A 22,086-nucleotide genomic window follows, 5' to 3' on the forward strand; every position below is an offset into this window, starting at 1 on the left:
CCGCACCCCGCCGGGGTGCGGCCCTCGGCCGTGCACAGGCCGCACCGATACGGGAGCGGCCCCCGGCCCCCAGTACGCTGACGCCATGCGTGATCTAGGGGCGGGCTTCGGCTACTTGATAAGCGGACAGCGCTGGGTGGGCCGGCACGGCCGCTGGTTCGGCTTCGGGCTGCTGCCCGGCCTCATCACCCTCGTGCTGTACGTGGCGGCGCTCGTCGGCCTCGGCTACGGCGCCGACGATCTGGTGGCCTGGGCGACGCCCTTCGCCGACGACTGGTCCTCGCCCTGGGCCGGTCTGCTCCGCACCACCCTGACCGTGCTGGTCTTCGCCCTCGGGCTCTTTCTCGCGGTGATCACGTTCACCGCGGTGACGCTGCTGGTCGGCCAGCCCTTCTACGAGTCGCTGTCCGAGCAGGTCGACCGTACGGAGGGCGGCGAGGTCCCCGAGTCCGGGCTGCCGCTCTGGCGCGAGCTGTGGATCTCCGCCCGCGACAGCATCCGCATCCTGGTACGGGTGGGGCTGTACTCGGTGCTGCTCTTCGCCCTCGGGTTCATACCGGTCGTCGGCCAGACCGTCGTCCCCGTGATCGGCTTCTGCGTCACGGGCTACTTCCTCTCCGAGGAGCTCACCGCCGTCGCGCTCCAGCGCCGCGGCATGGTCCTGAAGGACCGCCTCCGCCTGCTGCGCGGCCGCCGCCTGCTGACCCTCGGCTTCGGCGTACCGCTGGGGCTCGCCTTCCTGGTCCCGTTCGTGGCCGTCTTCCTGATGCCGGGCGCCGTCGCCGGGGCCACGCTGCTGGCCCGGGACCTGGTCGCGCGGGACCCGGTGGCGCCCGACGAGGGCGCGGCCCCCGCCCCGTACACCCTCGACAAGGGCTGAGAGCCTGTCGGGTGGTCTCCGACCGGGCGGCCACGCCCTGGCACGCACGCTTCCCGCGTCGTCGTCGGTCGCCGACGCTCCTTCCAGCTCTCAGCCGCGTTCGAGCAGGCGAGACCCCATCCGATCCCCTCCTCCGCCTCGGAACCGCACGCACCGGACCACGCCCGCCATCCGGTCCGAGGCCACCCGACAGGCCCTGAAGGGATCCGTCCCCATGACCGAGATCGTCGCCGTCGCCGTCATCACCGTCCTCGCTGTCATCAGTCCGGGCGCGGACTTCGCGATGGTCGTCCGCAACAGCTGCCTGTACGGCCGTACGACGGGACTGCTGGGTGCCGTCGGAGTCGCCGCGGGTGTGCTCGTCCACGTCACGTACACGATGCTCGGCGTCGGGCTGCTGATCGCCTCGTCGACCGCCCTGTTCACCGCGATCAAGCTGGTCGGCGCGGCCTATCTCGTCCATATCGGGGTACGGACCTTCCTCGCCCGCGACGATCTCGGAATCGACCTGGACTCGAAGCCGCGGCTGACCCGGCTCGCGGCCCTGCGCACCGGTTTCCTCACCAACGCACTGAATCCCAAGACCACGCTCTTCGTCGTGTCGACCTTCACCCAGGTCGTCGGGCCCACGACCGGCCTGTGGGAGCAGGCAGGTTACGGGTTGTTCATGTCCGTCGCCCATCTCGGCTGGTTCGGCCTGGTCGCGCTGTTCTTCTCGAACGCGCGGCTGCGTACCGCGATGCTGCGGTGGCAGAAGGCCCTCAACCGGGTCATCGGAACGGTGCTCGTCGGACTGGGCGTCACCCTGGGCCTGGCCCGCTGAGCGACGCCCGCCCGACCGGGGTCAGCTGGTGTGCACCTCCAGCGCGGACCGGACCGCGGACTCCAACGCCCCTTCGATCCAGGCCGGTTTGACCGAGGTGTGGCAGCCCGCGAAGTGCAGCGGCCCCTCGACCGACCGCACGTCGGCGAACAGCTCGGTGTGCTGGCCCGGCAGCAGGACCGACGCCTCGCCGTACGCGTACGGATCGCGCATCCACGACTGGGTGGCGCCGACGCCGGTGTAGAAGACCTCGACGCGCTGCCCGTACACGTCCTGCACCCCGCCCAGGGCGTGCGGATAGCGCTCGTCGTCGTCCAGCGAGTCCCACTTCAACGCGTCGTCGGCCCAGCTGTAGGAGGCGAGGACCACGCCGCCCGCGCTCTTCTCGACCGGGTGGGACGGCTGGAACATGAAGCGGTTGGGGTTGTCGGTGACCGATCCGCCGCCGATGACGTGTGCCGCCTCGGGCTGGTTGCGGGCGTCGGCGCGGTACGCCGCGTAGTGCACGCGCTGGTTGGGCGGGAGGTGCCCGGGGGGTACGGAGGGGTGGGCGCCCAGCAGTGAGCCGTCGGCCGGTGCCTTGCCCCGACGGTAGGCGTCGTACAGGCCGGGCCTGATCCTCTCCAGCTCGGTCCTCCAGTCCTTCTCCTCGAACTCCCACCAGCGGCGGCTGAATTCGAGCAGCACCTTGGTCGCCGCGTCGTAGTGGATCTCGGTGATCGCGCGCCGCTTGCCGTACGAGAGCGCAGGAGCGACCGGGATGTGGCGCAGTCCGGAGAACGGCACGGTGATGATCGCCCGGTCGCCGGTGAACGTCTCGCGCACGAGCGGCTTGCCGTCGCGGCCCTCGGACACCGTCTCGACCCGGACGCCGCCCGCGCCGTGGCTGATCCTGGTGGCCCGGCGGTCCAGCCGCACGATGTCCTTGACCCGCTCGTACATCGCGTCGGCGAGCGTGGCCGTGCCGCCCGGCAGTTCGAAGAACGCGGTGTCCGGGCTGATCAGCGAGGCACCGATGAAGCTGTGCACAAAGGCGAGATGGAGCCGGGAGGTCAGGTTCTCGACCGTGCCGATGAGGTCGATCGTCCGCTCGTCGAGTTTGGCGGCCTCGGTCAGGAAGCGGTACATCGACCAGTGTCCGTACCGCTGGATCACCCGCGCCCAGCCCTTGACGAGCTCGCTGCCCTCCTTGCCCTCGAATTCCTTGCGCACGGGTGCGAAGGCCTCGCGCACGATCGTCGCGGCGGTCTTGTTCTCGAACTCCGCGGGGACGCCGAACGAGCGGTTGACCGCCTGCGGCTTCGCCGCGTAGTCGGCCTTGCGCATCCGGACGCCGTTGACGTGGATCCAGGTGCGGTTGACGGGCCGGCCTTCGGCGTCGACATCGACCAGGTAGAAGCGGCGGCGCTTCAGGTCGAAGGCGTCGATGAGTCCGGTGACCAGCGGGTGGCTGTCGGGGATCCGCATGGCGCCGGCCTCGGCGTACTGATGCGGGTCCGCGAACGGCGCCTTCGCGTTCTCGTGGCCGCCCTTGCGGAAGGTCTTGATCCGGCCGCCGACGCGGTTGCCGTTGGCCTCGATCACGGTGACGGTGTGCCCGGCGCTGCGGAGCAGATGGGCGGCGGTGAGCCCGGCCGGGCCCGCGCCGACGACCAGCACCTTCTTGGGGGCATTGCGGCTGCGCGGCAGGCCCTTGGACAGCAGGATGTCGCGGTAGTGGGGGACCAGCGGCTGGTCCTGCTCGTCGCGTACGAGGATGGCGCGGGCGATGGTCAGGCAGGCCGCCCAGTCCGATCCGGCGGCCGCCGGGGCGAGCGCGGTGCCGGATGCGGCGCCGTCAAGGGCAGCGGGGGCGGCGGCACTTGCGGTGCCGACGGCGGTCGAGGCAAGGGCGGCGGCACCGGCGGCGGCGCCCGTGAGCACGGTGCGTCGGGAGGGCGGGCCGGAGGAAGGTCCGGCGGTCTGGGAAGTCATGCGCCCCACCCTGGGGCGCCCCGGACGGCGCCTTGTGCCCGGACGCGCGTAGATCACCCGGAAATCACCCGGAGGTGACGTTCATCGATCCTGCCGTACCGGAATCGTCGCAGGCCGTGTCATGCTGGGGGGTTCTCCGGATCGTGCGGTTGCGGAGAGCCCAGCAGCGTCAGGAAATCCTGGAACGCCGCGGACATGTCCACCGAGTCCGGGTCCAGCAGCCACTGGTACTGAAGCCCGTCCATCACCGCCACCAGCAGCGGCGCCGCGCGCTCCGGCGTCAGGCCGCCCGGCAGCCGCTCGCCGTACTCCGCGCGCAGCGTCGTCGCCATGCTCGCCCGGACCTGGGTGTAGCGGTGGGTGAAGAACTCCCGCGCGGGGTGACCCTCCGTCACACTCTCGCCGAGCAGCGCCGAGAACGTCTGGACGATGCCGGGGCGCATCGCGTTGTACTCGACGAGCGAGGCCAGCAGATCGGTCCGCCATCTGCCGTCGCTCCGGGTCCCGCCGCCGGTGTCCCACTGGTCGCGCTGCTCCAGCACGGCGACGAGCAGCGCCTCCTTGGTCGGGAAGTAGTGCAGGAGGCCCTGCTGGCTGAGGCCGACCCGCTCGGCGACGGCGCTCAGCGAGGCGCCCCGGTAGCCGCGCTCGGCGATCACTTCGAGAGCGGCGCGGAGAATCTCCGCCCGCCGCTCCGCGCTTCTGGCCCGCGCCATCGCCCCGGCCCCTTTCGGTGCTCCATCGGTCCCGCACCGAGGACCGTACGCCATCCCGATAAATCACAGACTGATAACGAAGCCTACTGCTTTACCGGTCATGCGGTCACTATGGAGACATTCAGTGCAGGACACCGACGAGGAGGTACGGCCGTGGCAGGCGCGTCCACCCCCACCCACCCCGATGCGGCCCGCGACGCCGCGGTCGAAGCGGCGCTGTCCGCGCTCGGGCTCGACGACAAGACGCGGCTGCTGGCCGGGCAGGACATGTGGTCGCTGCCCGCGCTGCCCGCCGTCGGACTGCGCTCCCTGGTGATGTCCGACGGGCCGATCGGCGTCCGCGGGGTCGCCTGGAACGCCGACGACCCCTCCGTGGCGCTGCCCTCGCCCACCGCGCTCGCCGCGACCTGGGACCCGGACCTGGCCCGCCGGGCCGGCCGGCTGCTGGCCCAGGAGGCCCGCCGCAAGGGAGTGCACGTCCTCCTCGCCCCGACCGTGAACCTCCACCGTTCCCCGCTCGGCGGGCGCCACTTCGAGACGTACAGCGAGGACCCGTACCTCACCGGCGAGATCGGCACCGGCTATGTGCGCGGTGTGCAGGACGGCGGTGTCGGCACCACCGTCAAGCACTTCGTCGCCAACGACGCCGAGACCGAACGCTTCACCGTCGACAACCTCGTCGCCCCGCGGACCCTGCGCGAGATCTACCTCGCCCCGTTCGAACGCATCGTCAAGAACGCCCACCCCTGGGGCATCATGGCCGCCTACAACCGGGTCAACGGCTCCACCATGACCGAGCACCGCTATCTGCAGAACGCGGTGCTGCGCGGCGAATGGGGCTTCGACGGCTACATCGTCTCCGACTGGCTGGCCGCCCGCTCCACCGTCGCCGCCGCGAACGGCGGCCTCGACGTCGCCATGCCGGGCCCGAAGACCGTCTACGGCAAGGCGCTCGCCGACGCCGTGCGCGCCGGTGAGGTCGAGGAGTCCGTCGTCGACGGGGCCGTGCGGAACGTGCTGCGGCTCGCCGCCCGCGTCGGCGTCCTGGACGGCGCCCCGCCCGTCGTCGACGAGGCGGCGCACCCCGCGACCGTCGACGGCGACGCGCTGGCCCGCGAGATCGCCCGCCGCTCCTTCGTCCTCGTGCGCAACGAACGCGCCGCGCTCCCCGTCGACCCGGCCGCCGTGCGCAAGGTCGGGCTCAGCGGGGCGCTCGCCCGGGACGCCCGGGTCCTCGGCGGCGGCTCCGCCCAGGTCTTCCCGCACCACATCGTCTCGCCGCTGGACGGCCTCACCGCCGCCCTCCCCGAGGGCGTGCTCGACTACCGGGTCGGCGCCGACCCGAACAACGAACTCGCCCCCGCCGAGCAGGGCTTCGAGCTGAGGGCCGTCTGCCACGACGCCTCCGGCACCGTCATCGGCTCGGCCCCGCTGCGTGGCGGCACCCTCCAGTGGACCGGCACCGACTTCCCCGCGGGCGTGAGCCCCGAGACGCTGCACAGCGTCGAGATCACCGGCACCTTCGTCCCGCGCGACGACGGCGAGCACGTCTTCGGCACCCGCGGCACCGGAGCGCTCACCCTCACCGTCGCGGGCGAGACCCTGTACGACGGGATCCACCGGGTCACCGGCTCCACCGACCCCGGCGAGGCGTTCTTCGGCAACCCCCTGGAGCGCGGCCGGATCACCCTCGCCGCGGGCGAACCCGTCGAGGTGTCGCTGCGGCAGATCCCCGACACCCTGGGCGAGGACGCGCCGATCTCCGGCGTCTCGTTCGCCTTGTGCCACCTCGGGCCGCGCCGCGACCCCGGCGAACTGATTGCCGAGGCGGTCGAGGCGGCGCGTGGCGCGGACACCGCGATCGTCGTCGTCGGCACGACCGAACGCGTGGAGTCGGAAGGCTTCGACCGCACCGACCTCCGGCTCCCCGGCCACCAGGACGACCTGGTCAGGGCCGTCGCCGCCGTCAACCCGAACACCGTCGTGATCGTGAACTCCGGTTCCCCGGTGGAGCTTCCGTGGCGCGAGGAGGTCTCCGCGGTCCTGCTCAGCTGGTTCCCCGGCCAGGAGGCCGGCCACGCGCTGGCCGACGTCCTGCTCGGCGCCGAGGAGCCCGGCGGCCGCCTCCCCACCACCTGGCCGGTCGCGCTCGCCGACGTCCCGGTCTCGAACACCACGCCCACCGACGGCGAACTCCGCTACGAGGAGGGCGTCTTCGTCGGCTACCGGGCCTGGGAGAAGGCAGGCACCGCGCCCGCGTACCCCTTCGGCCACGGACTCGGCTACACCACCTGGGAGTACGAGAGCCTGACGGCCGGCCCCGACTCCGCCACCGTCCGCCTCCGCAACACCGGTCCCCGGCCGGGCGCCGAGACCGTCCAGCTCTACCTGGCCCCCCGGGACGACACCGCCGAACGCCCGGTCCGCTGGCTGGCCGGTTTCGCGCGGGTCGAGGCGGCGCCCGGCGAGAGCGCCGAAGCGGTGATCGCACTGGAGCGGCGCGCGTACGAGATCTGGGACGAGACGGCGTACGACTGGACTCTCGTCCCCGGCACGTACGAGGTGCAGGCGGCCCGCTCGCTCGGTGACGTACGTCTGACCGCGGCCGTGGAGGTCAAGGAGTAGCGGGCCACGGAGGAACGGAAGGGCCCCGCAGCGGCATCCGAGGCCGCTGCGGGGCCCTTCCCCGCTCAGCGCACCGCGAATCCGTACACCGTCGTCGAGACGTACTCCTCGCCCGGCCGCAGCACCGTGCTCGGGAACCCGGGCCGGTTCGGGGAGTCCGGGAAGTGCTGGGTCTCCAGCGCGATCCCGGCGCACGGGCCGAACGGCCGGCCGTCGAGGTGGTCCGCCGTGTACAGCTGCATGCCCGGTTCCGTCGTGGTGACGGTCAGGACCCGCCCCGACGCCGCGTCGTACAGCTCGGCCGCGGGCCCCGCCCCGGTCCCGTCCAGCACGAAGTTGTGGTCGTAGCCCGCCGCCACCGGCTTCGGCTCACGGAAGTCGAACCGGGTCCCGTCCACCGGCAGGAACTCGCCCGTCGGCAGCGACTCGGCGTCCGCCGGAGTGATCTGCCCGGCCGCGATCCGCAGCACCTGCCCGAGCGCGCTGCCGCTGTCGGCGCCCGCGAGATTCCAGTACGTGTGATTCGTCAGGTTCAGCACCGTCGGGGCGTTGGTCGTCGCCCGGTACGCGATCCGCAGCGCCCCGCCCTCGTCCAGGGTGTACGTCGCCGACACCGACAGACGCCCCGGGAAGCCCTCCTCGCCGTCCTCGGAGACCAGGGACAGCTCGACGCCGTCGGCCACCCCACGCGCCCGCCACACGCGCTTGTCGAAGCCCCTGGCCCCGCCGTGCACATGGTTGCGCCCCTCGTTCCGCGTCAACCGGTGCGTGTGCCCGTCCAGCTCGAAACAGGCACCGCCGATCCGGTTCGCGTACCGGCCGACCAGCGCCCCGAAGTAGGGGCCGGAGAACGTCTCGTACCCGGCGAGGTCCGGCAGCCCGAGCGCGACATCCGCCCGCGCCCCGTCCCGGCCCGGCACCTCGACCGACTGCACGATGCCGCCGTACGTCAGGACGCGCACGCGTGTGCCGTCCCGCTCCAGCGTCCAGCGGTGCACGACGGCACCGTCCGCGAGGGTGCCGAACTCTTCCGTACGCAGCACTGTGCTCGAACCCGTGTCCATGATCACGGAGCCTACGCGGGCGGCCGGGCCGCGGTGACATTGCGGTAGGCGATCTCCGCCAGCCGCGCCTGTCCGTTGCGCCCCGGATGGAACCAGTCCCACTGGCTGAGCTGCTTGCCGGTGAACCGGTAGTCGTAGACCTCACCGCCGTCGTAACGGCAACGCAGATCCTTCGCACAGACGTCCCGCAGCACCCCGTTGTACGCCACGACCCGCTCCTGCACCGAGGCGCGCCGGGCCACCGCCTGCGCGCCCATGTCGTCCGCGTCGCCCAGCATCGACTGACAGATCCCCAGCTTCCAGATCTGCTTGCCCAGCGCGTTGCCGCGCCCCGTCTGCCAGAGCCGCATGAGATCGGGCACGCTCGACACGTACACCTGCGCCTTCGGTGCCCCGGCGCGCAACTGACGCATCGCCGCCTCGAAGGACGACCGGAAATCCGCCACCGGCGTCATGATCCGTGCCGAGTCCCGGCAGGCGTCATTGGCGCCGATCATCACCGTCACCAGATCCGGCCTCTCCTTCGCGGCCAGCGCCATCTGCTCCGGCAGCTGAGCGATCCTTGCCCCCGTCGCGGCGTGGTTCCAGCTGCGTGCGGCGGCCCCCGACTCACCGAGCAGCCGCACGGCGAGACTGCGCACCTCGCTGTCCGTGCCGGTCGCCCAGGACACCTCCGGGCAGTCGGCCAGCACCGAACAGGCGTCGAAGCCGCGGGTGATGGAGTCGCCGACGGCGGCCACCGACCCCGGACTGCGGTCCCAGACCGGACCGGGCCTCGCGGACGGGTGCCGCTGCCCGGAGGCCGACCCCTTCGTCGTCCCGTCCCGGTCGGCGTCGCAGCCGGTCAGTACGGCGACGCCGAGCAGCGAGACCACCGCCGCCAGGACAGCGGTCGCGATGCGCGAACGGTGACGGGCGGAACGATCCTGCATCCCTTGGTTCCCCTCGTTTATGCCCCCGGCAATCCTTTGCGGCACCAGGTGTACGACCCGGGTGCCCCGCAGGGTGAAAGCTCAGCGAATGAAGTGCCCAGGACCGACCGTACGTCACACCTCGACCGCCGCCGCGCGGTAGCTTTTCCTCGTCGAACCAGCGGCGCATACCCTCGCCCGGCTCCACTCGGGTGGCTTTCTGTAAATCACACCACGTCACGTACTGCCCCTTTTCAGGAGATTCACCCCGATGCTGTTTACTGATGACAACCTCGGGAGCCGGCCGAGAAGCGACGGTACGGGCGCGAGGCCGCTGGGGAAGGCGAACTTCGTCCCACACTGGAGGTCCCGGTGACGACACGTGGAGTTCTGTACGTTCACTCCGCACCGCGCGCGCTCTGCCCCCATGTCGAATGGGCGGTGGCGGGCGTCCTCGGTGTGCGCGTCCAGCTCGACTGGATCAGACAGCCGGCCGCGCCCGGCACCTGGCGGTCCGAGTTCTCGTGGCAGGCCCGCCCCGGCACGGCGTCGAAACTGGCCTCCGCGCTGCGCGGCTGGGATCTGCTGCGCTTCGAGGTGACGGCGGAGCCGAGCCCCACCACGGAGGGCGAGCGCTACAGCTCCACGCCCGAACTGGGCATCTTTCACGCCGTCACCGGCATGCACGGCGACATCCTGGTGCCCGAGGACCGGCTGCGGGCCGCGCTGGCGCGCTCCGTCCAGGGCGAGACCGACCTGGAGGCCGAGATCGCCAAGCTGCTCGGCAAGCCGTGGGACGACGAACTGGAGCCCTTCCGTCACGCGGGCGAGGGCGCACCCGTGCGGTGGCTCCACCAGGTGGTGTGAGGGCGCGGAATCCAGCCCCTCCGGCGAGCGAGGAGCGGGGGTCCGGGGGCGGAGCCCCCGAAGCCGCCCGTGCAACGGACGAAACCCGCCTCTCCGGCTGGAGAGACGGGTTTCGGTGTACCGGGGCGCGGACCGCAGGTCAGACGCTGCGGAACGCCAGGACGACGTTGTGCCCGCCGAACCCGAACGAGTTGTTGATCGCGGCGATCGGCCCCTCCGGCAGCGGCCGAGGCGTGTCGCGCACGATGTCCGCCTCCACCTCCTCGTCGAGGTGTTCCACGTTGATCGTCGGCGGAGCCATCCGGTGGTGCAGCGCCAGGACCGTCGCGACGGTCTCGATGCCGCCGGCGCCACCGAGGAGATGACCGGTCATCGACTTCGTCGCGGAGATCGCGACATGGTCGAGGTCGTCGCCCAGAACCTTGCGCAGCGCCTTCAGCTCCGCGACGTCGCCCTGCGGCGTCGAGGTGGCGTGCGCGTTCAGGTGCACGACCTCGGACGGCTTGAGGTCCGTCTGGTCCAGCAGGTTCTGCAGCGCGGCGGCGATACCGCGACCCGTCGGCTCGGGCTGCGCGATGTGGTGGGCGTCGGCGGACAGCCCCTGGCCCAGCACCTCGCAGTAGACCCTGGCACCACGCGCGGCGGCGTGCTCCGCGGACTCCAGCACGACGACGCCGGCACCCTCGCCGAGCACGAAGCCGTCACGGCCGGTGTCGTACGGACGGGAGGCCTTCTCGGGCTCGTCGTTGTTCTTGGACATCGCCATCATGTTGGCGAACGCGGCGATCGGCAGCGGGTGGATCGCCGCCTCGGTGCCACCGGCGAGGACCACATCGGCGCGGCCGGTGCGGATCATCTCGACGGCGTATCCGATCGCCTCGGCGCCCGAGGCGCAGGCGGAGACCGGAGTGTGCACACCGGCCTGGGCGTTGACCTCCAGGCCGACGTTGGCGGCCGGGCCGTTGGGCATGAGCATGGGCACGGTGTGCGGGGAGACGCGGCGTACGCCCTTCTCCTTGAGCACGTCGTACTGGTCGAGCAGGGTGATCACGCCACCGATACCGGAGGCGATGACCGAGCCCAGCCGCTCGGGCCGGACCGCGTCGTCCTCACCGGCCTTGCCGGTGAAACCGGCGTCCGCCCAGGCCTCGCGGGCCGCGATCAGCGCGAACTGCGCCGAGCGGTCCAGCTTGCGGGCGAGCGGACGGGGCAGGACGTCGCCCGGGTCGACCGCCGCGAGCGCGGCGATCTTGACGGGCAACTCGGCGAAACGTTCGCCCTCAAGAGGCTTGACGCCGGAACGACCGGCCATCAGACCTTCCCAGGTCGACGCCGAGTCGCCACCCAGCGGAGTGGTTGCGCCGATACCGGTGACGACCACGGTGCGATTGGTCGAGTTCACTGGAAAATCTTCTCCACGTGTAGAGGGTCGTGAATCAGCGGCGCCACCGCCGGGTGGCGACACAGAGCCGGCCTGATCAGGCCTGGTGCTTGAGGATGTACTCGGCGGCGTCGCCGACCGTCTTGAGGTTCTTGACGTCCTCGTCGGGGATCTTGACGTCGAAACGCTCCTCGGCGGCGACGACGACCTCGACCATGGACAGCGAGTCGACGTCCAGGTCGTCGGTGAAGGACTTGTCCAGCTGGACGTCCTCGACCGGGATGCCGGCGATCTCGTTGACGATCTCGGCGAGACCCTTGACGATCTCTTCCTGAGTGGCGGCCATGTTGGCGCTCCTTCGATGTTTATCTGCTGGGTTCTGGCGTCCGGGCCGAAAAAGGCCTGGTGTGCCTAGGGGAGGGTAACGACCGTCGCGGCGTAGACGAGACCCGCCCCGAAGCCGATGACGAGCGCGGTGTCGCCGCTCTTCGCCTGACCGGTCGCCAGGAGCCGCTCCATGGCGAGCGGAATCGAGGCGGCGGAGGTGTTGCCGGTGGTCTCCACGTCACGGGCGACCGTGACGCTCTCCGGCAGCTTCAGGGTCTTCACCATCGAGTCGATGATCCGCATGTTGGCCTGGTGCGGAATGAAGACGTCCAGGTCTTCCGGGGCGATCCCGGCCGCGTCCAGCGCCTGCTGGGCGACCTTCGCCATCTCGAAGACGGCCCAGCGGAAGACCGCCTGGCCCTCCTGCGTGATGGCCGGGAACTTGACGTTGCCCCGGGAGTCGAGCGGCAGCTGCGACACGTCGCCGCTGCGGAACTTGTCCCAGGACACGGTCTGCTTGATCGTGGCGGCCTTGTCGCCCTCGGAACCCCACACGGTCGGGCCGATCGCGGGCTCCTCGGACGGGCCGACCACGACGGCACCGGCGCCGTCACCGAACAGGAAGGCCGTCGTCCGGTCCTCCAGGTCGGTCAGGTCCGACAGCCGTTCCACGCCGATGACCAGGACGTACTCCGCCGAGCCCTCGACGATCATGCCCTTGGCGAGGGTCAGTCCGTACCCGAAGCCGGCGCAGCCGGCCGAGATGTCGAACGCGGCGGCCTTGTCGGTGCCCAGCTTGTCGGCGATCTCGGTGGCGATGGCGGGCGTCTGCGCGAAGTGCGAGACGGTGGAGACGACCACGGCGCCGATCCGGTCGGGGCTTATTCCGGCGTCGGCGATGGCCTTGCCGGACGCCTCGATCGACATCGCGGCGACGGTCTCCTCGTCGTTCGCCCAGTGGCGGGTGGCGATGCCGGAGCGCGAGCGGATCCACTCGTCGGACGAGTCGATCGTTTCGAGGATCACCTCGTTGGGCACGACCCGGGTCGGACGGTAGCCGCCGACACCCATGATGCGTGCGTACGGGGCGCCCTTGCTGGGCTTGATCTTCGACATGCTCTCGGGCTCCTTAGGCGCCCGCGTGCTCGATGACGAGCGCGCGGGCGGCGTCGAGGTCGTCGGGGGTCTTCAGCGCGAGCGTCTGCACACCGGGCAGCGCGCGCTTGGCGAGACCCGTGAGGGTGCCACCGGGGCACGCCTCGATGAGAGCCGTGACGCCCATTTCCTTGAACGTCTCCATGCACAGGTCCCAGCGGACCGGGTTGGCCACCTGGCCGACCAGCCGCGAGATGACCTCGTCGCCGATGGCGATGGCCTTCCCGTCGGCGTTCGAGACGTACGTCACGGTCGGGTCGGCGATCTTCAGCGCCATCGCGGCCTCGCGCAGCCGGTCGACGGCGGGTGCCATGTGGTGCGTGTGGAAGGCACCGGCGACCTTGAGGGGCACCACGCGACGCACGCCCTCGGGCATGTCCTCGGTCAGTGCGGCGATCTGCGCGGCGGTACCGGCGGCGACGATCTGGCCGCCCCCGTTGACGTTCGCCGGAGTCAGCCCGAGCTTCTCCAGATGAGGGACCGTCACCTCGGGGTCGCCGCCCAGCAACGCGGCCATGCCGGTCTCGGTGACGGCGGCGGCGTCGGCCATGGCGAGCCCACGGGTACGGACGAGACGCAGCGCGGCCTCGTCGCCGATGACTCCGGCGAGGGCGGCTGCGGTGATCTCACCAACGCTGTGACCTGCGACGATGTCAGGCGATGCGTTGAGTGCGGCGGCGGACAGCAGACCGGCGGCGACCAGCAGCGGCTGCGCCACCGCGGTGTCACGGATCTCCTCCGCGTCGGCCTTGGTGCCGTAGCGGGCGAGGTCGAGCCCGATGGCGTCGGACCAGGCCGCGATGCGGTCGGTGGCACCGGGAAGGTCGAGCCAGGGAGTCAGGAAGCCGGGCGTCTGAGCGCCTTGGCCGGGAGCGACGAGTACGAGCACCCTCACACTCTCTCTTGTGAACGGTCCGGAACGCCCGTGGGGACAGGGACGAAGAACCGTATGGGGAATTGTTGATGTCCGACAAAAGTTTAGGACTGCGGATCCCTGGCGGCCAGGCGCCCCAGAATCAGGGCGATTCGCAGAGTGAACGCCGAGCGGACATCGGAGGGTGACCATCCGGTGACGTCTGTCACACGTCGGAGCCGGTAGCGCACGGTGTTGGGGTGGACGAAGAGCATCCTCGCCGCGCCTTCCAGGCTGCTCGCCTGTTCCAGATACACACTCAGTGTTTCCAGGAGCGCGGAACCCGCTTCTTCCAGCGGTCTGTAGATCTCCTCCACCAATTGGTCCCGTGCGGCGGGATCTCCCGCCATCGCGCGCTCCGGCAGCAGATCGTCGGCCAGCACCGGCCGCGGGGCGTCCTGCCAGGCACCGCACGCCTTCAGCCCGGCGGCGGCGGCCTGCGCGGACCGGGTGGCCGCCAGCAGGTCGGGCACCACGGGCCCGGCGACGACGGGGCCCGCCGCGTACGGGCCGATCAGCGCCTTCGCGACGTGCAGCGGGTTGTCGCTGCCGCCCGCGATGACGACCAGTCGGTTGCCGAGCACCCCGGTCAGGACCTGGAGCTTCGCGTGCCGGGCGGCCCGGCGGATCGCCTCCACGGTCAGTTCGCTGTCGCCGTCCGGGGCCGTACCGAGCACCACGCAGACGTGTTCGGGGGAGTTCCAGCCGAGCGCCGCGGCACGCGACACGGCACCTTCGTCGGCCTCGCCGGACAGCACCGCGTTCACGACCAGCGATTCCAGCCGGGCGTCCCAGGCGCCGCGGGCCTCGGCGGCCTGCGCGTACACCTGGGCGGTCGCGAAGGCGATCTCCCGCGCGTAGACCAGCAGCGCCTCTCGCAGCACCGACTCGTCACCGGGCGCGGCGACCTCCTCGATCGCGGCCTCCATGACCTCGATCGTCGTACGCACCATCTCGACGGTCTGCCGCAGCGTGATCGCCCGGGTCAGCTCGCGCGGAGCCGTGCCGAACACATCGGTGGAGATGGCCTGCGGGGTCTCCGGATGCCGGAACCACTCGGTGAACGCCGCGATCCCGGCCTGGGCCACCAGGCCGATCCAGGAACGGTTCTCCGGCGGCATCGCCCGGTACCACGGCAGCGTCTCGTCCATGCGGGCGATCGCGTTGGCGGCCAGGCGGCCGGAGGACTGCTCCAGCCGTTTCAGGGTCGCGGCATGCAGGTGGGCGTCGTTCGCAGCGGGCTGCTCAGGATCGGGTCGGGGCACGAACACAAGACTGCCTCATCGGACCACGTGCACGGAGAGCCGGGGCTGTCGCGGGTCGTACTGCCGGGTAGCGGACGGGGGCCCGAGGAGGGGCGCGCGGGCCCGCGGGGGGCGGTCCCGGGCGGCCCGCGCCGGGCTACCGTGGTCGGGTGATATCCGTTCAGCGCTCCGACGACCGTTTCACGGGCGGGGACGAGGCCGCCGGCATCGAGTCCCTGCACGCCTTCTCCTTCGGCGGCTTCTACGATCCGGACAACCTCCGCTTCGGCGCGATGCTTGCCTGCAACGAGGAGCGGCTCGCCCCCGGCGCGGGCTTCGACGAACACCCGCACAGCCACACGGAGATCGTCACCTGGGTCGTCGAGGGCGAGCTGACCCACCGCGATTCCACCGGTCACGCCACGGTCGTACGGGCCGGGGACCTCCAGCACCTCAGCGCCGCCGCGGGCGTCCGTCACGTCGAGCGCAACGACGGCGACGGTCCGCTGACGTTCCTTCAGATGTGGCTGGCCCCGCTCGAACCGGGCGGTGAGCCCGCGTACACGATCGTTCCCGGCATCGCCGACTCCACCCCGTACGCCCTCCCGGCGGCCGGTGCGATGCTGCATGTACGCAGACCGGCCGCGGGGGAACGCACGGCGGTGCCGGACGCGCCGCGGGCGTATGTCCACGTGGTGGCCGGGCGTGTGGGGATCGGCGACGAGGAGCTGGGACCGGGCGACGCGGCGCGGATCACGGGGGAACAGGGCCTGGAGCTGGTGGCGGCCGACGCGGCCGAGGTGCTGATCTGGGAACTGTCGGCCTGAGAGCCTGTCGGGACCTCGGGCAGCCCGCATTCGGATCGGTCGCGGCGCGGCGATGAGTTCTGCCGGCCCGAAGAGTCTGATCACTGTTACCGACGACGCAGGAGGAACGCGTGACCCAGCTACTGAGAGTCCAGAATTTCAATGTCTCCAGTGACGGAATCGGGGCCGGTGAGGACCAGAGCTTCGAGAGCCCGTTCGGCCTTCCCGATCCGGAGAGGCTGTTCTCCTGGGCCGGTGCCACGGCGAGCTGGCCGATGCGCACCGACCCCGGGGGGAGCCGGGGCCTCGACGACTACTTCACGCGGGACTACGCGCGCAACATCGGCGCCGAGATCATGGGCCGCAACAAGTTCGGGCCCCAGCGCGGGCCCTGGAACGACCACGAGTGGCGCGGCTGGTGGGGCGACGAGCCCCCGTTCCGCACCCCGGTGTTCGTCATGACCCACCACACACGTCCTTCGTACACACTGTCCGACACCACGTTCCACTTCGTCGACGGGGATCCGGCCACGGTCCTTGAGCAGGCGCGGGAAGCGGCACAGGGCAAGGACGTCCGACTCGGCGGCGGAGTCACCACCATCCGGCAGTTCCTCGACGCCGGCCTCGTCGACACCCTGCACGTGGCGGTCTCGCCGGTGAAGCTCGGATCCGGAGTACGGCTCTGGGAGTCCCCCGACGAGCTGCTCGACCGGTACCACCTGGACGTGGTGCCCAGCCCGAGCGGCGTGACGCACCACCTGTTCTGGCGGAAGTGACGAGAGCCCGTTCGGGAATGCCGGAGCGACCCGCGAGGGCGTTCCGGTGAAAGACGCCGAATGACCGCGTGGTTGCGGGCGGGACACCGGGACGGGTCGGCCGCGCTCGTCCTGGTGTCCCGTCCGCAACCACCGCACAGCCGCGGGCGGCGGGCCCGCGCGTCGGCGAGGCGCTACCGGTCCGTTTCCCGGCGCCACATCGACCACATCGGCGGCCCGGCCCGGAACGACATCTCCTCCCGCACGGTGAAGCCGTGCCGTTGGTAGAAGGTCAGGTTGCGGCGGTTGCTCGACTCCAGGAACACCGGCCGCCCGTCCGCGTCCGCCTGCTCCAGCAGCCCGCCCAGCACCTGCGATCCGCGCCCTGTGCCGCGCGCGTCCGCGTGGGTGCCGATGTACTCGACGTACCAGTGCGCGGGCTCGGCCGGGTGGCGGTGCTCCAGCGCGAGCAACCGCATTGCGGTCCGGGGCAGTTGGGCCCGCCCCGCCCGCAGGAGCGTGCCCGCGTTGCGCAGCAGATAGCCCACCGGCAGCTTCCACTTCCCGGGTTCCGCCCACACCGCCGCCACCGTGCGGTCCGGATCGGTCCACACCCGGCCCGCCGGGACCTGCTGCGCCAGATGCGCGGTGAACAGCAGCCGCAGCCGCCGGTCCCGGTCGTGCGGCATCAGCCAGGACCAGACGGGGTCCTCGGCGTAGGCACTGGCGAGTACGGAGGCGAGCGTCGGAACGTCGGAGGCGGTAGCGCGGACTGTGTCGGCCATGGCCGAGGAGAGTAGCGGTTCCCGGACAGTCCGACGGGGCTTCGTCCGGGAATGCTGGAAGACGACTCGGGAGGGGCCGATAGGCTCAGGGAATCCTGGTTCGGACATCGCTAAGCACGGAGGCCCTGATGATGCGGTTGGAGCGGGGTTCAGGCCGGCTGTACGGCATGATGCTCATGCTGGCGGCGGTGGTCCTGCTCGTGGACCAGCTCACCAAGATGTGGGCGGTCTCCGCGCTGTCCGACAGCGAGCGCGTCGCCGTGATCCCCCCTCTGATCCACTTCCGACTGCTGTACAACCCTGGCGCCGCGTTCTCCATCGGCACGGGGGCGACATGGGTGTTCACCTTGGCGGCGGCAGCGGCAGTGGTCGGCATCCTCTACACCGCACGCCGACTGGCCTCCGCGGGCTGGGCGCTCGTGCTGGGCGCGCTGCTCGGCGGTGCGGTGTCCCACCTGGGCGACCGACTCTTCCGCGAGCCCGGGGTGGCCCGCGGGCATGTTGTGGACTTCATCGACTACGGCCCGTTCGTGGGTAACGTCGCCGACATCGCGCTCGCCTGCGGGTGCGTCGCGGTGGTGCTGCTCAGCCTGCGTGGTGTGGAGCTCGCCAAGGTGCCGAGCGAAGAATCCGCCTGATCACGGGGGGAGCGGAAGGGGGCCCGGGACGACCACGGATGGTCGTCCCGGGCCCCCTTCCGTCGCGCAGGGCTTCGGTGACGTCAGCGGAGCCCGTCCACGAAGCTCTGCCAGGCGTCGGCCCCGACGGTCAGGACGGGGCCGTCGGGGTTCTTGCTGTCGCGGACGGGGACGGCGCAGGGGAGGCCGTCGGCCACCTCGACGCAGTCACCGCCGGTGCTTCCGCTGTAGCTGGACTTGCGCCAGGCCGCGCCGCCGGTGACGGTGCACTCGACGCATTCGCCGCCGTTGGTGCCGCTGTAGGTCGACTTCCGCCACTGTGCTCCGGTCAGGTCATGACTGGTCCCCATAGCGTTCCTCCATCACACGAGCGATCAGTGTCGCCGAGTCCTCGGGGGAGAGGGCTGTGGCTTGCAAGCGAGCGTAGCCGACCGAACGTTCCTTGATCACCTGCGGATTGGCGGTCATGTGCCCCTGGTCGTAGCTCTCCACGTAGAACAGGTCGGGGTCGTCCTCGAACCTGAGCAGGGTGAACGAGCCCATCATTCCCGTGTGCTGGCCGACGGAGAACGGAAGCACCTGGATCTGTACCCAGGGGTTGTCGCGGAAGTCCAACAGACGTGCCAGTTGCTCGCGCATGACGTCATGCCCGCCGACCTCTTGGAGCAACGCGGCTTCGCTCAGGACGACCCACAAGGCGGGAGAAGTCTCGCCCGTCAGGATCCGCTGGCGTTCCAGCCGGGCCGCCACCATCTCGTCGACCCTGCTCGGGTGATCGACACCGAGGAGGGCCCGCGCATACCCCTCCGTCTGCAGCAGCCCGTACACCAACTGTGCCTGGTACGTGGAGATGTATGCCGCGCGGGCCTCCATGTCCGCGTACGGCTGGAACCAGGTCGGCAGCTGGCTGCGCAGGACCAGGCCGACGAGGCGCGAGAACACACCGCCCGTGCCGAGTGCCGCGTCCACCCGCTCGGAGAAGTCGCGGGTGGGTAGCTTCCTCGTCGTCTCGATCTGACCGATCAGGGAGCCGGTGCAGAAGATGATGTCGCCGAGCTGCCCCTGTTTGAGGTTGTGGGCCTCTCTCTGGCGGCGCAGTTCCCAGCCGTAGTAGTCCAACGGGGAAGCGCTGGGATCGAGAGTCTGGATGTTGGCCACGGCGGGGGGCACCTCCGGCGTTCAACGCCTCACGGCGTTCGTTTCCGTACGTAGCCGAGCGTAATCAACCCACTGCACGCTGGTGACATGAATCACGTAATTGATCCGAGCGCTGGAGATGCGGTGGAGGCGACCTACCGCGCCGACTTCGCGATCGGTGAGCACTCGGCCCGGCATCTGCGCCGCATCCTGCGGCTCTACCTCACCGGCTGGGATCTCCTCGATGTGGCCGACGCGGCGGAGTTGGCGCTCACCGAACTGATCGCCAATGTCGTACGGCACGTCCCCGGCCGTCGCTGCCAGACGCTCATCTTCCTGCTCCCGGTCCGGGGCGTGCGCGTCGAGGTCGCGGACGGCTGCCCGGAACTGCCCCGCGCGGTCATGGGTGATGTGCTCGACGAGGGCGGGAGGGGGCTGGTCCTCGTCGACGCCGTCACCGACCGCTGGGGCGCGGAACCGCGCCGCGACGGCCGTGGCAAGACGGTGTGGTTCGAGTGTCTGGCCACGAAAGCGGCTGACGGGTGACGCCTTTCAGCGGCCGGAGCGGAGCTCCGCGAGCACCGCGTCCGTGAACGACGGCCACACCTCCACCGCCCACGGGCCGAAGGCGCGGTCGGTCAGCGCGACGCAGGCCGCGCCCGCGACCGGGTCGATCCACAGGAACGTCCCGGACTGGCCGAAGTGCCCGAAGGTCGCCGGGGACGAGGAACCGCCCGTCCAGTGCGGCGACTTGTGGTCCCGGATCTCGAAGCCGAGCCCCCAGTCGTTGGGGTTCTGGTGGCCGTAGCCGGGCAGCACGCCCTTCAGGCCGGGGTGTACGACGGTCTGCGCGGCGAGCACCGTACGCGGGTCGAGCAGTCGCGGCGCCTGTACCTCCGCCGCGAACCGTATGAGATCGTCGACGGTCGAGACGCCGTCCTTGGCGGGCGAGCCGTCGACCGCCGTCGCCGTCATCCCCAGCGGCTCCAGCACCGCCTGGCGCACGTACTCCGGGAACGGGATGTCGGTGGCCTTGGCGATGTGGTCGCCGAGGACCTCGAAGCCCGCGTTGGAGTAGAGCCGCCGGGTGCCGGGTGCGGCCGTCGTCCGGTGCTCGTCGAAGGCGAGGCCACTGGTGTGCGCGAGCAGATGCCGGACGGTGGAGCCCTCGGGCCCGGCCGGTTCGTCGAGCTCGACCGCGCCCTCCTCGTACGCCACGAGCGCCGCATAGGCCGCGATCGGCTTGGTGACGGAGGCGAGCGGGAAACGGTGCGCGGTCGGGCCGTGCGTACCGACGACCGTGCCGTCCGCTCGTACGACGGCCGCAGCCGCGGTGGGGACGGGCCAGTTGTCGATCATCGCCAGGCTTTGCATGCATACGAGCGTAGAGGGCCGTCCGGGACGGCTCGGAGGGGGTGGCCCGGCCGCCGCCGAAACCCGTCCCCGATTGCGCTTGCTTCGAGTGCACTCCAAGGTTCTAGCGTGGAGGTCATGACGGTGATGGAGAGCTCTTCCGCAAGGACGGACGTATGCGCGGCGCCGCCCAGGGCGCATCCGCGCCCCGAGGGGCAGGACCGCTACACCATCAGCGAGGTCGTCGCCTTCACCGGGCTCACCGCGCACACCCTGCGCTGGTACGAGCGGATCGGGCTGATGCCGCATGTCGACCGGTCGCACACCGGGCAGCGCCGCTTCACCAACCGTGACCTGGACTGGCTGGCGTTCGTCGGCAAGCTGCGGCTGACGGGGATGCCGGTCGCCGACATGGTCCGGTACGCGGAGCTGCTGCGCGAGGGCGAGCACACCTTCGAGGAACGGCAGGAGCTGCTGGAGGCGACCCGCCGCGACGTGAAGACGCGGATCGCGGAGCTCCAGGACACCCTCGCCGTCCTCGACCACAAGATCGACTTCTATGCGGGTGCCCGACGGGCGCCGGAAAGGCCCTGTGCCTGATGACTGACAACAAGATCGCCACGGTGGAGCTCGGCAACGGCGGCCCGCAGGTCGGTGTGCAGGGACTCGGCTGCATGGGCATGAGCGAGTTCTACGGGGACACCGACGAGCCCTCGGCGCGCGAGACGCTGGAGACGGCGCTGGCGGCGGGCGTCACGCTCTTCGACACCGCGGATGTGTACGGTCTCGGCGCCAACGAGGAGTTCCTCGCCCCGTTCGTCGGGGCACACCGGGACGAGATCACGCTCGCCACGAAGTTCGCCATAGAGCGCAGGCGCGACGACCCGCACTACCGAGGCGTGCGCAACGACCCCGCGTACATCCGCCAGGCCGTCGAGAACAGCCTGCGCCGACTGAACACCGACGTCATCGACCTGTACTACATGCACCGCCGCGACCCGGCCGTCCCGCTGGCCGAGTCCGTCGGCGCGATGGCCGAGCTGGTGCGGCAGGGCAAGGTGAAGCAGCTCGGGCTGAGCGAGGTGACCGGCGCGGAGCTGCGCGAGGCGTACGCCGTGCATCCGATCGCCGCCCTGCAGTCCGAGTGGTCGCTCTTCAGCCGGGACGTCGAGCGCAGCGCCGTGCCCGCCGCCGTCGAGCTCGGGGTGACGTTCGTGCCGTACTCGCCGCTCGGCCGCGGCTTTCTGACCGGGGCGTTCACGGACGCGGCCAAGGACCTGCCGAAGGGCGACTTCCGACAGTTCCAGCCGCGCTTCACGGGCGACAACGCGAAGGTGAACGCCGCCCTGCTGGAGCCCGTCCACAAGATCGCGGCGGCGCACGGGGTGTCGGCCGCGCAGGTGGCGCTCGCCTGGGTGCAGCAGCGGGCCCGGGTGCACGGCCTGACCGTGGTGCCGATCCCGGGCACCCGCAGGAGCAGCCGGCTGCTGGAGAACGTGGCCGCCACCCGGATCACGCTGACGGACCAGGAGCTGGCGCTGCTGGAGCCGATCGCGGGACAGGTGGCGGGGGACCGGTACCCGGACATGAGCTCCACCTCCGCCGCGCGCGAGTAGTCGTTCCCGGTTCGGGTGCGGGGCCGGGTCTCCCGGCCCGCACCCCTAAGGGCTGTCCCGTAATCCGCGGTGGATCAGCGCGCGGCGTCAGATGCGGTGCATCGTAAGGCGGAGGG

23 protein-coding genes are annotated in these 22,086 nt (G+C 70.9%); 10 read left to right on the top strand and 13 right to left on the bottom strand.

Translation table 11 applies throughout. The features are described 5' to 3' along the window. The first annotated feature begins 85 nt into the window (after positions 1-85). Positions 86-880, top strand: a complete 795-nt coding sequence (locus tag ACIQCZ_RS09620; protein WP_402281023.1) for an EI24 domain-containing protein — start codon at positions 86-88, stop codon at positions 878-880. Positions 881-1,094: 214 nt separating this feature from the next. After that, entirely contained in the window at positions 1,095-1,703 is a 609-nt protein-coding gene (locus ACIQCZ_RS09625; protein ID WP_402281025.1) for a LysE family transporter, read from the top strand. A 21-nt stretch (positions 1,704-1,724) separates the two neighbouring features. Here ACIQCZ_RS09625 and ACIQCZ_RS09630 read toward each other — a convergent pair whose 3' ends face one another. After that, positions 1,725-3,677 carry a flavin monoamine oxidase family protein gene (locus ACIQCZ_RS09630; protein WP_402281026.1) on the bottom strand — a complete coding sequence of 651 codons (1,953 nt, stop codon included), beginning with the start codon at positions 3,675-3,677 and terminating at the stop codon, positions 1,725-1,727. Positions 3,678-3,796: 119 nt separating this feature from the next. Then, positions 3,797-4,393 carry a TetR/AcrR family transcriptional regulator gene (locus ACIQCZ_RS09635; protein ID WP_402281028.1) on the bottom strand — a complete coding sequence of 199 codons (597 nt, stop codon included), beginning with the start codon at positions 4,391-4,393 and terminating at the stop codon, positions 3,797-3,799. A 153-nt stretch (positions 4,394-4,546) separates the two neighbouring features. Here ACIQCZ_RS09635 and ACIQCZ_RS09640 point away from each other — a divergent pair, with 153 nt between their 5' ends. After that, positions 4,547-7,018: a glycoside hydrolase family 3 protein gene (locus tag ACIQCZ_RS09640; protein ID WP_402281030.1), complete on the top strand. Its 2,472-nt coding sequence runs from the start codon at positions 4,547-4,549 to the stop codon at positions 7,016-7,018. Positions 7,019-7,083: 65 nt separating this feature from the next. Here the strand turns inward: ACIQCZ_RS09640 and ACIQCZ_RS09645 are convergent, their stop codons facing one another. After that, positions 7,084-8,082, bottom strand: coding sequence for an aldose epimerase family protein (locus tag ACIQCZ_RS09645; RefSeq protein WP_402281031.1), 999 nt, complete (start codon positions 8,080-8,082; stop codon positions 7,084-7,086). An 11-nt stretch (positions 8,083-8,093) separates the two neighbouring features. Continuing rightward, entirely contained in the window at positions 8,094-9,014 is a 921-nt protein-coding gene (locus tag ACIQCZ_RS09650; protein WP_402281033.1) for an SGNH/GDSL hydrolase family protein, read from the bottom strand. Positions 9,015-9,365: 351 nt separating this feature from the next. Here ACIQCZ_RS09650 and ACIQCZ_RS09655 point away from each other — a divergent pair, with 351 nt between their 5' ends. Further along, on the top strand, positions 9,366-9,860 hold the full coding sequence (locus tag ACIQCZ_RS09655; protein WP_402281034.1) for a DUF3145 domain-containing protein: 495 nt from the start codon (positions 9,366-9,368) through the stop codon (positions 9,858-9,860). Positions 9,861-9,999: 139 nt separating this feature from the next. Here the strand turns inward: ACIQCZ_RS09655 and fabF are convergent, their stop codons facing one another. The 5 genes from fabF to ACIQCZ_RS09680 form a co-directional block, all read right to left on the bottom strand. Beyond that, positions 10,000-11,262 (bottom strand): beta-ketoacyl-ACP synthase II, encoded by a 1,263-nt coding sequence (gene fabF, locus ACIQCZ_RS09660; protein ID WP_402281036.1) that lies wholly within the window; start codon positions 11,260-11,262, stop codon positions 10,000-10,002. A 76-nt stretch (positions 11,263-11,338) separates the two neighbouring features. Then, entirely contained in the window at positions 11,339-11,587 is a 249-nt protein-coding gene (locus ACIQCZ_RS09665) for an acyl carrier protein (RefSeq protein WP_351075721.1), read from the bottom strand. A 65-nt stretch (positions 11,588-11,652) separates the two neighbouring features. Further along, positions 11,653-12,684, bottom strand: coding sequence for a ketoacyl-ACP synthase III (locus ACIQCZ_RS09670; protein WP_402281037.1), 1,032 nt, complete (start codon positions 12,682-12,684; stop codon positions 11,653-11,655). A 13-nt stretch (positions 12,685-12,697) separates the two neighbouring features. After that, complete coding sequence (locus tag ACIQCZ_RS09675) at positions 12,698-13,612, bottom strand: ACP S-malonyltransferase (protein WP_402281039.1); 915 nt, start codon at positions 13,610-13,612, stop codon at positions 12,698-12,700. A gap of 89 nt (positions 13,613-13,701) precedes the next feature. Next, positions 13,702-14,901 (bottom strand): helix-turn-helix domain-containing protein, encoded by a 1,200-nt coding sequence (locus ACIQCZ_RS09680; RefSeq protein ID WP_351075729.1) that lies wholly within the window; start codon positions 14,899-14,901, stop codon positions 13,702-13,704. Between the two features lie 149 nt (positions 14,902-15,050). Between ACIQCZ_RS09680 and ACIQCZ_RS09685 the strand changes: the two genes are divergently transcribed. After that, on the top strand, positions 15,051-15,707 hold the full coding sequence (locus ACIQCZ_RS09685; protein ID WP_402281040.1) for a pirin family protein: 657 nt from the start codon (positions 15,051-15,053) through the stop codon (positions 15,705-15,707). A 110-nt stretch (positions 15,708-15,817) separates the two neighbouring features. After that, positions 15,818-16,462, top strand: coding sequence for a dihydrofolate reductase family protein (locus ACIQCZ_RS09690; protein WP_402281041.1), 645 nt, complete (start codon positions 15,818-15,820; stop codon positions 16,460-16,462). 173 nt (positions 16,463-16,635) lie between these two features. Here ACIQCZ_RS09690 and ACIQCZ_RS09695 read toward each other — a convergent pair whose 3' ends face one another. After that, positions 16,636-17,226 (bottom strand): GNAT family N-acetyltransferase, encoded by a 591-nt coding sequence (locus ACIQCZ_RS09695; protein WP_402281043.1) that lies wholly within the window; start codon positions 17,224-17,226, stop codon positions 16,636-16,638. 128 nt (positions 17,227-17,354) lie between these two features. On the opposite strand from ACIQCZ_RS09695, the gene ACIQCZ_RS09700 reads away from it, so the two are divergent. Beyond that, a complete protein-coding gene (locus tag ACIQCZ_RS09700) occupies positions 17,355-17,864 on the top strand; it encodes a signal peptidase II (protein WP_402281045.1) in 510 nt (169 codons plus the stop codon). An 83-nt stretch (positions 17,865-17,947) separates the two neighbouring features. Here the strand turns inward: ACIQCZ_RS09700 and ACIQCZ_RS09705 are convergent, their stop codons facing one another. Further along, on the bottom strand, positions 17,948-18,214 hold the full coding sequence (locus tag ACIQCZ_RS09705) for a DUF397 domain-containing protein (protein ID WP_402281047.1): 267 nt from the start codon (positions 18,212-18,214) through the stop codon (positions 17,948-17,950). Further along, on the bottom strand, positions 18,198-19,022 hold the full coding sequence (locus tag ACIQCZ_RS09710; protein WP_402281048.1) for a helix-turn-helix transcriptional regulator: 825 nt from the start codon (positions 19,020-19,022) through the stop codon (positions 18,198-18,200). The genes ACIQCZ_RS09705 and ACIQCZ_RS09710 overlap by 17 nt, the downstream gene beginning before the upstream one ends. An 87-nt stretch (positions 19,023-19,109) precedes the next feature. Between ACIQCZ_RS09710 and ACIQCZ_RS09715 the strand changes: the two genes are divergently transcribed. Beyond that, a complete protein-coding gene (locus ACIQCZ_RS09715) occupies positions 19,110-19,547 on the top strand; it encodes an ATP-binding protein (RefSeq protein ID WP_402281050.1) in 438 nt (145 codons plus the stop codon). 6 nt (positions 19,548-19,553) lie between these two features. Here the strand turns inward: ACIQCZ_RS09715 and ACIQCZ_RS09720 are convergent, their stop codons facing one another. Then, positions 19,554-20,375, bottom strand: a complete 822-nt coding sequence (locus tag ACIQCZ_RS09720) for a serine hydrolase domain-containing protein (protein ID WP_402281052.1) — start codon at positions 20,373-20,375, stop codon at positions 19,554-19,556. A gap of 117 nt (positions 20,376-20,492) precedes the next feature. Here ACIQCZ_RS09720 and ACIQCZ_RS09725 point away from each other — a divergent pair, with 117 nt between their 5' ends. Together ACIQCZ_RS09725 and ACIQCZ_RS09730 are read left to right on the top strand one after the other, a co-directional pair. After that, positions 20,493-20,954: a MerR family transcriptional regulator gene (locus tag ACIQCZ_RS09725; protein WP_402281053.1), complete on the top strand. Its 462-nt coding sequence runs from the start codon at positions 20,493-20,495 to the stop codon at positions 20,952-20,954. Beyond that, positions 20,954-21,970 (top strand): aldo/keto reductase, encoded by a 1,017-nt coding sequence (locus tag ACIQCZ_RS09730; RefSeq protein WP_402281055.1) that lies wholly within the window; start codon positions 20,954-20,956, stop codon positions 21,968-21,970. The genes ACIQCZ_RS09725 and ACIQCZ_RS09730 overlap by 1 nt, the downstream gene beginning before the upstream one ends. The last annotated feature ends 116 nt before the right edge of the window (positions 21,971-22,086 follow it).

This window comes from Streptomyces sp. NPDC093149, from assembly GCF_044754145.1.
In the GTDB taxonomy this organism is placed as follows: domain Bacteria; phylum Actinomycetota; class Actinomycetes; order Streptomycetales; family Streptomycetaceae; genus Streptomyces.

Excerpts from the sequence above, each read along its gene's own strand:
- ACIQCZ_RS09730 (WP_402281055.1), top strand. The coding sequence starts at position 20,954 with ATGACTGACAACAAGATCGCCACGGTGGAGCTCGGCAACGGCGGCCCG.
- ACIQCZ_RS09725 (WP_402281053.1), top strand. The coding sequence starts at position 20,493 with ATGACGGTGATGGAGAGCTCTTCCGCAAGGACGGACGTATGCGCGGCG.
- ACIQCZ_RS09635 (WP_402281028.1), bottom strand. The coding sequence starts at position 4,393 with ATGGCGCGGGCCAGAAGCGCGGAGCGGCGGGCGGAGATTCTCCGCGCC.
- ACIQCZ_RS09695 (WP_402281043.1), bottom strand. The coding sequence starts at position 17,226 with ATGGCCGACACAGTCCGCGCTACCGCCTCCGACGTTCCGACGCTCGCC.
- ACIQCZ_RS09665 (WP_351075721.1), bottom strand. The coding sequence starts at position 11,587 with ATGGCCGCCACTCAGGAAGAGATCGTCAAGGGTCTCGCCGAGATCGTC.
- ACIQCZ_RS09720 (WP_402281052.1), bottom strand. The coding sequence starts at position 20,375 with ATGCAAAGCCTGGCGATGATCGACAACTGGCCCGTCCCCACCGCGGCT.
- ACIQCZ_RS09670 (WP_402281037.1), bottom strand. The coding sequence starts at position 12,684 with ATGTCGAAGATCAAGCCCAGCAAGGGCGCCCCGTACGCACGCATCATG.
- ACIQCZ_RS09620 (WP_402281023.1), top strand. The coding sequence starts at position 86 with ATGCGTGATCTAGGGGCGGGCTTCGGCTACTTGATAAGCGGACAGCGC.
- ACIQCZ_RS09700 (WP_402281045.1), top strand. The coding sequence starts at position 17,355 with ATGATGCGGTTGGAGCGGGGTTCAGGCCGGCTGTACGGCATGATGCTC.
- ACIQCZ_RS09650 (WP_402281033.1), bottom strand. The coding sequence starts at position 9,014 with ATGCAGGATCGTTCCGCCCGTCACCGTTCGCGCATCGCGACCGCTGTC.
- ACIQCZ_RS09705 (WP_402281047.1), bottom strand. The coding sequence starts at position 18,214 with ATGGGGACCAGTCATGACCTGACCGGAGCACAGTGGCGGAAGTCGACC.
- ACIQCZ_RS09645 (WP_402281031.1), bottom strand. The coding sequence starts at position 8,082 with ATGGACACGGGTTCGAGCACAGTGCTGCGTACGGAAGAGTTCGGCACC.
- ACIQCZ_RS09625 (WP_402281025.1), top strand. The coding sequence starts at position 1,095 with ATGACCGAGATCGTCGCCGTCGCCGTCATCACCGTCCTCGCTGTCATC.
- ACIQCZ_RS09715 (WP_402281050.1), top strand. The coding sequence starts at position 19,110 with ATGAATCACGTAATTGATCCGAGCGCTGGAGATGCGGTGGAGGCGACC.
- ACIQCZ_RS09630 (WP_402281026.1), bottom strand. The coding sequence starts at position 3,677 with ATGACTTCCCAGACCGCCGGACCTTCCTCCGGCCCGCCCTCCCGACGC.